1 pseudogene is annotated in these 563 nt (G+C 68.2%); it reads left to right on the top strand.

The window, feature by feature from the left end:
• Positions 1–121: 121 nt before the first annotated feature.
• Positions 122–563 (top strand): annotated as a pseudogene (locus IFY26_RS17545) (ISL3 family transposase); the annotation flags it as partial.

Below are 563 nucleotides of genomic sequence, written 5' to 3'. Positions count from 1 at the left end.
GGCTCATCACAGTTGAGGGTGTAGCGGCGAGGTGAGGGCGGACGGCGCGTCGGTGCCGTGGTGAGGGTCGAGGTCTTCCGATGATGGAGGTTCCTACGCCTTCCATCCGAAAGACCTCGACGTGTTCAACGCTACCTTCGTTCGTCCCGACCTGACTACGTTCACCCGCCTCGACGAGCTCGGCCTGGAAGCCGTTGGTCAACACGTGGAACGTGAGCGGGCCGTGCTGGCGTGCCGGGTCGTTGATGATGACCGGTGGTGCCGCCGGTGCGGGTGCGAGGGGACCCCGCGCGACACGGTCACCCGCCGGTTGGCCCACGAGCCGTTCGGCTGGCGACCGACCGTCTTGGTGGTGACGCTGCGCCGTTACCGCTGTGGTGAGTGTGGACACGTGTGGCGCCAGGACATGGGCAAGGCTGCCGAACCACGCTCCAAGCTGTCCCGCCGCGCGTTGCGGTGGGCGCTGGAAGGCCTCGTGGTCGCACACTTGACCGTCGCCCGGATCGCCGAAGCCCTCGCGGTGTCGTGGAACACCGCCAACGACGCCGTCCTCGCCGAGGGCC

The sequence above is a fragment of the Propioniciclava soli genome (assembly GCF_014858005.1).
Classification (GTDB): domain Bacteria; phylum Actinomycetota; class Actinomycetes; order Propionibacteriales; family Propionibacteriaceae; genus Propioniciclava; species Propioniciclava soli.
Note: the sequence above shows the minus strand (reverse complement) of the source record. Positions and strands in the feature narration are given on the sequence as shown.